This window comes from Streptobacillus felis, from assembly GCF_001559775.1.
GTDB lineage: Bacteria > Fusobacteriota > Fusobacteriia > Fusobacteriales > Leptotrichiaceae > Streptobacillus > Streptobacillus felis.
Genome location: NZ_LOHX01000012.1, coordinates 26,138 through 36,691, shown reverse-complemented (window position 1 = coordinate 36,691; position 10,554 = coordinate 26,138). Strand labels below are relative to the sequence as shown.

7 protein-coding genes are annotated in these 10,554 nt (G+C 28.9%); all 7 read right to left on the bottom strand.

The features are described 5' to 3' along the window. On the bottom strand, nt 1-5,539 hold a 5,539-nt coding region (locus tag AYC60_RS00290), incomplete at its 3' end, for a hypothetical protein (protein ID WP_156447602.1). Between the two features lie 345 nt (nt 5,540-5,884). Next, nucleotides 5,885-6,325: an IS200/IS605 family transposase gene (gene tnpA, locus AYC60_RS00285; protein WP_067319894.1), complete on the bottom strand. Its 441-nt coding sequence runs from the start codon at nt 6,323-6,325 to the stop codon at nt 5,885-5,887. Nucleotide 6,326: 1 nt separating this feature from the next. Next, the gene (mreB, locus tag AYC60_RS00280) at nt 6,327-7,361 is read right to left on the bottom strand and encodes a rod shape-determining protein (RefSeq protein WP_067319892.1); all 1,035 of its coding nucleotides are present in this window, start codon (nt 7,359-7,361) and stop codon (nt 6,327-6,329) included. Between the two features lie 8 nt (nt 7,362-7,369). Next, nucleotides 7,370-7,927 (bottom strand): ribosome recycling factor, encoded by a 558-nt coding sequence (gene frr / locus AYC60_RS00275; protein WP_067319899.1) that lies wholly within the window; start codon nt 7,925-7,927, stop codon nt 7,370-7,372. A gap of 47 nt (nt 7,928-7,974) precedes the next feature. Continuing rightward, a complete protein-coding gene (pyrH, locus tag AYC60_RS00270; protein WP_067319889.1) occupies nt 7,975-8,691 on the bottom strand; it encodes a UMP kinase in 717 nt (238 codons plus the stop codon). A 58-nt stretch (nt 8,692-8,749) separates the two neighbouring features. After that, entirely contained in the window at nt 8,750-9,628 is an 879-nt protein-coding gene (gene tsf, locus AYC60_RS00265; RefSeq protein ID WP_067319887.1) for a translation elongation factor Ts, read from the bottom strand. A gap of 22 nt (nt 9,629-9,650) precedes the next feature. Beyond that, nucleotides 9,651-10,424, bottom strand: a complete 774-nt coding sequence (gene rpsB / locus AYC60_RS00260) for a 30S ribosomal protein S2 (RefSeq protein WP_067319884.1) — start codon at nt 10,422-10,424, stop codon at nt 9,651-9,653. Between the last annotated feature and the right edge of the window lie 130 nt (nt 10,425-10,554).

The following is a 10,554-nucleotide window of genomic DNA, read 5'->3' as shown; positions in this document are numbered from 1 at the left end:
TTCCATCTAATCCATCTTTTCCTACTTTTATACTATCTAGTCCTGTTAGATCTTTATTTAAAGCAAAAGTAAAGTCTTTTCCATTTTGTTCTACTTCTAAGTTATTACCTGCTTTTAATGTTATTTTATCTCCATTACCTATTTTTTGATCAGTATTACCTGTTACTTTCCCTGTTCCTGCTTTGTTTGCAGTAACAATAAATCCGTAATTAGATATACTTGTATTTACATGATCATTTAATTTCTTTAGTTGGTCTTCTGTAGCTGCTTGTCCAGAAACTGCAACAGGATTAATAGGATTCCAATCTAAATTAGTTAATCCATTAATAGTTCCATTTGATCCTGTGTTAATTGTTATTGGTCCTGAAGTTATTTGTCCAGATGTACCATCTAATATTATTTTATTAGTATCTTTACCTAAATTAACTTTATCAGCAAGTTTAATATCAAAATGTTTTCCACCATTTGCATTTTCTGTTTCTGTTAATACTAAATTACCATTAGCATCTCCATCTTTATTATCTTTATCTCCACCATCTACTGATACTGTTGTATGTTTAGATGCTTCTTTCTTAACTGCATTTAATTGTGATCCATTTACTGCCTCTTTAGATGTATCACTTACTTCTCCATCAGCTACATTTGTGATTTTGTTTCCACCATTATCTAACCCATCTTTTGTTAAAGTAACTTCTTTTTTACCATTTTCTTTTACTACTGGGTTTATTGTTATTCCATTTGAATTTAATGTAGTTGTATCACCGTCTTGATTTTTAAAAGTAGCACTTGATAAATCTGAAAGATCATCTTTTAATGAATAAGTAAATACTTTATCATTTTGATCTATGTTTAGGTTCTTACCTGCTTGTAATTTAACAACATTATCTTTTTCTACAATTTTTTGTGCAGGTGTTCCTGATATACTTCCTTCTTGAGTTGCTGCTGCTTCTACTTTAAAGCTATATTTATTATCTTCTATTGCTTTTTTAAGATCTGCAACATTTACTGCATTTGTTAAAGTATTTCCAGTTACCTCTTCTAATTTAGTATTTCCTAATCCACTTGCAAGATCTGTTATTTGTTTATTACCCATACTAATTGGAGCATTTACTGTAATATTACTATTTGTAAATGTTATCTTAGGTTTATTATCTCCATCTTGAGTGCTTTTACCTATAGAATCTATTCCTTTTAAATCTTTAGATAATTTAACATTTATATTATCTCCAGTAGCTTCTGTATTGATATTTCCATCACCTAATACATTAAACTTAATTCCATTTTCTTTATTTAATGTTTGAGCATTAGTTGAAGAACTATTGTCTCCACCTAATTTAATAGTATTATTTCCTAAAGCATTAACAGTATTTACCACATCACCAGTTTTAGCTACTTTATTACTATCAGGTGTTGTAGCTTCTTTCTTGCCATTATTAGATGTAGTTAATATGCTTCCACTATCTACTGTTAATTTACCTTCATTATTAATAGTTATAGTACTTCCATCTGTATTAATATCATATTTAACCGTTACATTATTTCCATCTTGTGTTACAGTTGATGTTGTTGCATTTCCATTTATAAACTTAACTTCTTCTCCTGGATTTATTAATGTCTTAGTTCCATCATTTGATACTACACTAAATCCTGAATTATTTATTGCTTTTGCTACTTCTAATGTTGTAGTTAATTTAGTTTCATCTCCAGATTTAGCTTTTACAGTTCCTTTATCTTCTTTTTCTATTTCACCTTTAGGTATTTCAACTGTTGGTATATTTGCTTTTAACTTACCATTTTCAATTACTATAGTATCTCCATCAACATTTACTTTTAAATCATATGATTTATTTGGATCTGTCCCTTTATTTTCAACAATTATTGAATTATCTGAAGACGTTACAGTTGTTCTTCCTGCATCTACATATTGTTTATTAGTTACATCTCCATTTTCAGTTGGTGCTCCAACATTAGTAACCTTTTTACCACCTAAATCTAAATCTCCACCTGTTACATTTATTTTATCTCCAGTAAATGTGATAGTAGGTCCATTTTCTGTATTTTTAATACTAGTTATACCCTCTAAACTCTTAGATAATCCATATGTTATAGTCTTGTCATTTTGTTTTATTTCTAAGTTCTTTCCTGCTTGGTAAAGTACCTTATCTCCTGCTTTTACATTTACTCCTGTTTCATTTGATGAAGTAGTTACTTCTTCTTCAACTTTTTTAGTAGCAACCTTATGTGATGCCTCATTTACTGCTTTAACTAACGTATCTGCTGTAACTAAATTATTTTTATTTGCTTCTGTTACTTCTGCCTTACCATCAGTTGTAGTTGTAGTTGTTGTAGTTATAGCTTTTAATTTACCACCTTCTACTTTTATTGTTGAATTATCAGTATTTACATCATATTTAACTGTTACATTATTTCCATCTTGTGTTACAGTTGATGTTGTTGCATTTCCATTTATAAACTTAACTTCTTCTCCTGGATTTATTAATGTCTTAGTTCCATCATTTGATACTACACTAAATCCTGAATTGTTTATTGCATTTACTACTGTATCTACTGTTGTTAATTTTGAACCATCTCCATTATTTGTAGTAACACTTCCATTATTGTTATTAATAGTTCCTGTATTAGCTGTTAATTTACCTTCATTTCCAACTTTTATTGTAGTTCCATCAACATTTACTTTTATATCATATGCTTTATTTGGAGCTGTTCCATTATCTTGCACAGTTATTGTTTTATCTGAAGATGTTACAGTTGTTCTTCCTGCATCGACATATTTTTTATTAGTCGCATCTGTTTCATTTGTTGGATCTGCAATGTTAGTAACCTTTTTTCCACCTAAGTCTAAATCTCCACCTGTTACATTTATTTTATCACCAGAAAATGTTATTGTCGGTCCATTTTCTGTATTTTTTATACTTGTTATTCCTTTTAAGTTATCTTGTAATGAATATGTAAATGTAGTGCTATTTTGATCTACTTTAATATTTTTACCCGCTTGTAATTTTACTTCTCCACCATCTACAACTGCAGTTGAAGCAGAACCATTTTTAATCCCTCCATCTACAGCATCAGAATTAACATTGAATCCATAACTTGTTGCATTAACAGGTTCTACATTTACTGTAAATATTTTTTTACCTGTAGAATCTACTTTAGAGCTAACTTTTGCTGCACCAGTTCCCTTAATATCAATTAAATCTGTAATTACTTTTTTTCCATCATTTGATATATTTGAAAGGTTAATATTAGCAGCATTATTTATCTTATTTTTAGTTTCTTGTGATAAATCAACTGTAACTTTACTTCCACTTGCATTTGTAGTAACAAATTCAGAGCCTTTTTCTATAGCAAAACTTAATCCACCATTTTTATTCAATGCTTGTACATCAGTACTAGATGAATTATCTCCAGTTAATTTAAAAGTATTGTTTCTAACTTCATTTAATTGATTTACATTTACTGCATCTGTTCCATTAACTCCAGGTGCTAAATTTGTAATAGATTTATTTCCAGCATTTAAACCGTTTGCATTAATACTTATCGGTCCTGCTGTTAATGTTGTTGTATTTACATTACTCACTGTAATATTATCTTTTAACTTAATTACTACACTCTCAGCATTTGATTCAGTTTCAATATTAGTTGACCCTTTAACATTTAAAGTTTCACCTAATTTTTTAGTTACTGCAGTCCCTTTATCTCCTTTAAATGAAATACCTTGATTATCTACTTTATCTTTAGTAGTTGAAATATCATTTTTAACTTTATCTGCAAGTTTAATTGTTATAGAATCTCCACTTGCAGTAGTTACTATTTCATTATTTGTACCTTTAACATTAAATTGAATTTTATCAGCACTATTTAATGCTTTTTCACTAGTTTTAGTATTTCCATCTGCACCTAATAATATTTTATTATCTCCTAATTTATTAATAGCATTTACAACAGTTGTATTTGTAACTAATCCTTGAGTATTACCTGCTGTTGCTGTTCCATTTTCAGATGCAGTTATGCTACCTTCAGTTATTCCAAGATTATATATTTTATGTCCATCTGTTGCATTATTTTCTGTTTTAGTTAAGTAACCACTAGTATTTATTTCTGTTTTAGCTTTTTTAACATCAGAAATATTTGCAACATTAGTATTTACATCTCCCCCTGAAGCAACATTGGTAATTTGTTTATTTCCTGCATTAATTCCTGAATTATTAATTGTAACAGGACCTGATTTTAATTCATTAGTTGTAACCTTATTAAATGTAACGTCATCATTAGTTGCAACAGTTATGTTATTACCTGTTTTTGTAATAGAAATATTTTTTCCATTTATAAAGTTTACAGTGTCCCCACCTTTTATTATTGATTGATTAGCTCCATTTGCTTGTAAATTCCAAGCAGCTAAATTTTTAATTTTATTTTCCCCTGTAGTTGTAATATTACTTAAGTTCTTATCAGCTGCATTATCTATCTTATTTTTTGTTTCTGTACTTAAATCTATAGATGCATCTCCACCTATTAATTTATTTGAACCATTAGAAACTGTAATATATGTAGAACTAGAATTTAAACTCCCTTTATTTACTTTATTAGTAACAGTTGTGCTACTAACATTAGTTAAATTTTTGTCAGCTGCATTATCTATCTTATTTTTTGTTTCTTGTGCTAAATCTATACTAACATTATCTCCACTTGCAGTAGTAGTAATATATTTTGCATTTGCAGATAATATATTAAATTTAATTCCACCTTGTTTATTTAGAGCTTGTGTATTAGTTGTACTACTATTATCTCCACCTAATGATATTTCATTATTTAAAGTTGCATTTTCTTTTAAATGTTTAAATACTGCAAAAAGTTGAGAACCATTAATTGCATCAGTTGAATCCTCTGATATTTTACCTGCTGCAACATTTTGAATTTGTCTAAATTGGTATGCTGTAGATCTTTGAGTATAGTCATAATAATTTCCATTTCCACCATTTCTTCTTGAACCTACTATAGGTTCATCTACTGATGTGCCTGCTCCTGAACCTATTGATAATACAGATGTTTTATCTGTTGCACCACCTGCAAATTTAAAATTAACACCTTCTAATATTTGAGTCCCTGTACCTGAATTTACTTTACCTAAGTTTGAAAACGCACCTAATGATACTCCCCCATTATTTATATTTTGTCCAGATAGTGCTTTTGCTTCAAATCCCAACACTGTCGTCCACCCTAAATTTTGAACACGTGTTGATCCACCTATTGCAATACTATGCCCTGTTTCACTTAATCTTGTACCAGAGCCATCACCATTTGTAGTACTTGTATTTGCTGCTCCTTCATCTCCTGCAGAATCACCTTCTCCAATTGAAATTGTTGTTGTATCAGCTTTATCACGATAATGTCCTGATAAAATTGATCCAAATGTCACACCCCCTGTTATTAAAAATGCTATCATAACCGCCCCAGTTATTGATACTTTTCTCTTTAAGTATCTTTTTAAATCTTTTTCTAAATCATTTATTTTTTTCATAACTTTGTAATAATAATCTTGTTTTTATTATTATTACTATCTCCCTTCTTTTTACTTTACTTTCTTTTGTAAAATTTTTCCTAGATTTTTATTATACTACAATCAAAAATATATGTCAATCATTTATTTAAATAGTATTAAATATTTTGTAATATTTATTATTCATTTAAAATATATTTTGTCTACTTTTCCATAAATATTATTAATTATTACCCATTTTAAATTCGATTATTAATTTTTAAAATTTTTTCTTAATTTATATTGTTTTTTAAAATTCTTTTTCATAATATATTTTTATAAAAAAAAGAATTATTCCATATAAGGAATAATTCTCATAATTTTAATTTATTCTTTACATCCATAACAACTACAGTCGTGATCTATAATATTACATTTAATTTTTGTTTTAATATAGTGATTAATCATGTCTTGACTAGGAACTCCTTCTGTTATCAGGAAGTATGTTTTTTCCCATAATCCTCCATCATCTAATTGAGGTGTTACATAGTCAAATTCTTTCTTTATTAATCTTGATGTCGCACTTTTATATGCATTTATAAACTTTGAAATCTCACTTTTTGGGTGAGCTTTAAATTTAATATGAATATGATCTTTTTCATAACTATAGTCATATAGCTCTATTAGATAATTTTTTGATAATTCAGAAAATTTATCCATAGCATATCTAGTTATTTCTTCATTAAATATTTGATTTCTATTTTTTGTAACTAATACTAATTGATAGTATAGAGCAAAAACAGAATGATTATTACCATATATTTCCATATTAGTTTTCCTTTACTAAAAGTGTATTCAATAAATGTTTATTATCAAAAGCGTAGCTTCCTCCTACCGCAACCGAATCAAGTGGTGCATTTGGAACATGTACATCTATTTTTATTTCATTTTGTATTAATTTATCAAGATTAGAAATTAATGCTCCACCACCAGTTAATACTATACCATTATCTAAAATATCTGATGCAAGTTCTGGTGGGCATTTACCTAGCACTTCCTTAACTGCTCCAACTAAATCATTAAGTGAATCTTTTATAGCATCACATACTTGATTAGATGTAATAGTTAATTCCTTAGGTTTCTTATTATTAATACCTAGTCCTTTTATTACCATTTCCTTATTTTCAGAACTAGGTACTGTAAGTGCAGTAGACAATTCCTTCTTTATTTTTTCAGCAGTTCTATCCCCTATATTTAAGTAAAGCTTTTCTTTAACATATTTAACTATATCATCATCAAACTTATTCCCTGCTATTCTAATAGATTTAGAAACAACTATTTCATCTAATGATAGTATAGCTATATCTGTAGATCCTCCCCCTATATCTATAACCATATTTCCATTTGGATTAGAAATATTTACACCAGCACCCATAACAGCTGCTCTACCTTCTTCTATTAAGAATATTCTTTTAGCATCATCAAGGGCATCAAAAAGTGCACGTCTTTCAACTGTAGTTACCTCTATAGGAACACATATTATTACTTCAGGTTTAAATGGAGAAACTCCATAAACTTGCTTCATAAATGCTGAAAGCATTTTTCTTGTTGAGTCTATATCTGATATTACTCCATCTTTTAAGGGTTTAATAACTTCAATACTCTTAGGATTCTTACCTAACATTTCTCTAGCTTCTTTACCTACAGCAACTACCTTATCTGTTTTTTTATCTTTAACTATAACCGAAGGTTCATTTAAAACTATTTTTTTTGCTTGTTTATCGTAGAATAAAACGTTAGATGTACCTAAATCTATAGATATTTGTTTTTTTATTCTAAAAAAGTTAATTAATTTATTAAACATCTATATCACTAAATATTTAATAATTCTTTTTCTTTTTTAGCTAATAATTCATCTATATGTTTAATACATTCATCAGTTAATTTTTGGATTTTATCTTCTACATGTTTTAAATCATCTTCTGTAATTTCAGAATCTTTTTCCATTTTTCTTACTTTGTTATTATAGTCTTTTCTAATATTTCTAGCAGCAACTTTACCTTCTTCTGCTTCTTTTCTAACTACTTTAACGTACTCTTTTCTTCTTTCTTCTGTAAGTTCAGGTACAACAAGTCTAATTATTCTACCATCATTTGAAGGATTAAATCCTAAGTTAGCAGCTAATATTGCTTTTTCTATAGCAGGTATTAAAGATTTATCCCAAGGATCTATTACTAATAGTCTTGGTTCTGGTGCAGTAACTGATCCTACTTGATTTAACGGTGATATTTGACCATAATAATCAACTGTAACTCCATCAACCATAGATACATTTGCACGTCCTGCTCTTACATGTGAAAAACGAATTTTTGTACTTTCTAAAGTTTTTTCCATTTTTTCTTCAATTTCTAATAATAGTTCATCTACCATATTATCTTCCTTCCATTCTTTATTCTCATTAATATTATACCACATAATTAGTCATTTTTAACTAAAGTTCCTATTTTTTCACCTTTTGCAAGTTTTAACATATTTCCATCTTTTAAAGCATTAAATACTATTATAGGCATATCATTTTCTCTACATAAAGAAAGTGCAGTTGCATCCATAACTTTTAAATCTTTACTTAATGCTTCTTTAAATGTAATTTCTTCAAATTTTACAGCATCTGGAAATTTTACAGGATCTTTATCATAAATTCCATCTACTTTAGTACCTTTAGCTAAAACATCTGCTTCAATTTCTATAGCTCTTAGTGCTCCCCCTGAATCTGTAGTAAAATATGGATTACCTGTTCCACCTGCAAATATTACTACTCTACATTTTTCTAAATGTCTTATTGCTCTTCTTCTAATAAATGGTTCTGCAACTTGAGGCATAGATATGGCAGTTAATACTCTAGTTGATACTCCACCAATTTTTTCTATAGCATTTTGTAATGCTAATCCATTCATAATAGTTGCAAGCATACCCATAGTATCTCCTGTTGATCTATCCATACCAACTTCTTCACCAAATTTACCTCTAAAGATATTTCCTCCACCTATAACTATAGCAAGTTCTACACCTTCATCATGTATTTCTTTGATTTGTTTTGCAAAACTATGTAGTATATCATCTGAAAATCCTAAATCTTTATCTCCTGCAAGAGCTTCTCCACTTAATTTCAGTAAAATTCTCTTATGTTTTAGCATAAATTCCCTCCGTTTGATAAAAAAGAGTTTAATTTCTTAAACTCTCCCTTATATTTTATTATTTTGTATTTGCTATTTGTGCTGCAACTTCTGCTGCGAAATCAGTTTCAACTTTTTCAATTCCTTCTCCAACTTTGTATCTTGCAAATCCTGCAACTACTGAAGGAGCCATAAATTCTTTAATTGATACTTTATCATCTCTTACATATTTTTGTTCTAATAAGCAGTTTTCTTCATAGAATTTTCTCATTTTACCTTCTAAGATTTTTTCAACTATTGCTTCAGGTTTTCCTTCTTCTAATAATTGAACTCTTGCTATTTCTCTTTCTCTTTCTAAATCAGTTGAAGTAACTTGATCTCTGTTTAAGTATGAAGGATCCATAGCTGCTATATGCATTGCTACACCTTTTGCTTTTTCATGATTTTCAGGAGTGTTTTCTCCATCAACTTCAACTAATACTCCTATTTTTCCACCTAAGTGAATGTAGTTAACTACAAATCCTTTAGCTTCAACTAATACTAATCTTCTGATGTTTAAGTTTTCTCCTATTTTAGCGATTAATTCTGTTAATTGTGCATCTACTGTTGAACCATCTACTGCTACTGCTTTTAATTCTTCAACTGTAGCTGTTTTGTTTTCTAAAGCTAATTCTACTAATTTAGTTCCAAAGTTTTTGAAATCATCATTTTTAGCAACGAAGTCAGTTTCTGAGTTGAATTCAATTATTACTCCTAAGTTTTCTTTTTCTCCACCGAATACTAATCCTTCAGCTGCTACTCTTCCTGATTTTTTAGCTGCTTTAGCTATTCCTTTTTCTCTTAACCAGTCTATTGATTTTTCTATATCTCCACCATTTGCTTCTAATGCTTTTTTACAATCAAGCATTCCAGCTCCTGTTCTTTCTCTTAATACTTTGATATCTTGTGCGCTTGCCATAATGTTCCCTCCTATATAGTTATTATTCTTCTATTTCTTCTTTTTCAACTACGAAGTTTTCTTCTAATACTTCTAATGTTTCAAGTTCTGCTGGAGTGTATTCATTTTCAAGTCCACCATTAGCTTCTACTACTGCATTTGAAATTACTCTTGCAAATAATTTAATTGATCTTATAGCATCATCATTTGCAGGTATTCTATAAGTTACTAAGTCTGGATCTACATTTGAATCTATTAAAGCTATTACAGGTATTCCTAATTTAGCTGCTTCTTCTAAAGCTAAGAATTCTTTTTTGATGTCAACTACGAATAAAGCTGCTGGTAAAGTATTCATTTCTTTAATTCCACCAACGTTTTTTTGTAATTTTTCCATTTCTTTTCTTAAGATAGCTGCTTCTTTTTTAGTGTATGCTTCATCTAAAGTTCCATCTGCATCCATTTCTTCTAATTCTTTTAATTTTTTAACTCTTTTTTTGATAGTTTCTAAGTTAGTTAATAATCCACCTAACCATCTTTGGTTAACGTAGAATCCTCCACATCTTTCAGCTTCTTCTTTCATAGCTTCTTGAGCTTGTTTTTTAGTTCCTACGAATAATACTTTTCCACCTTCGCTTGCGATTTCTCTTATGAATTCATAAGCTTTCTCTGTAGATACTAAAGTTTGTTGTAAATCTAAAATGTGTAAACCATTTCTTTCTGCATAGATATATGGTTTCATTTTAGGGTTCCATCTTTTTGCTTGGTGACCAAAGTGTGCACCTACTTCTAATAATTCTTTCATTGAAATTACTGACATTTCATTTTCCTCCTTGATTTTTTGGTTTATTCATCCACTCATCTTTATTTGCAAATCCAATTTATGGCACCATACAAATAAAAAAAACAGAGTGTGTTTGTCCTTTGTTATTCTATCATAATTAACAGTT

Coding starts and splice junctions, on each gene's coding strand:
- tnpA (WP_067319894.1), bottom strand. CDS start 6,325: ATGGAAATATATGGTAATAATCATTCTGTTTTTGCTCTATACTATCAA.
- pyrH (WP_067319889.1), bottom strand. CDS start 8,691: ATGCTAAAACATAAGAGAATTTTACTGAAATTAAGTGGAGAAGCTCTT.
- rpsB (WP_067319884.1), bottom strand. CDS start 10,424: ATGTCAGTAATTTCAATGAAAGAATTATTAGAAGTAGGTGCACACTTT.
- tsf (WP_067319887.1), bottom strand. CDS start 9,628: ATGGCAAGCGCACAAGATATCAAAGTATTAAGAGAAAGAACAGGAGCT.
- mreB (WP_067319892.1), bottom strand. CDS start 7,361: ATGTTTAATAAATTAATTAACTTTTTTAGAATAAAAAAACAAATATCT.
- frr (WP_067319899.1), bottom strand. CDS start 7,927: ATGGTAGATGAACTATTATTAGAAATTGAAGAAAAAATGGAAAAAACT.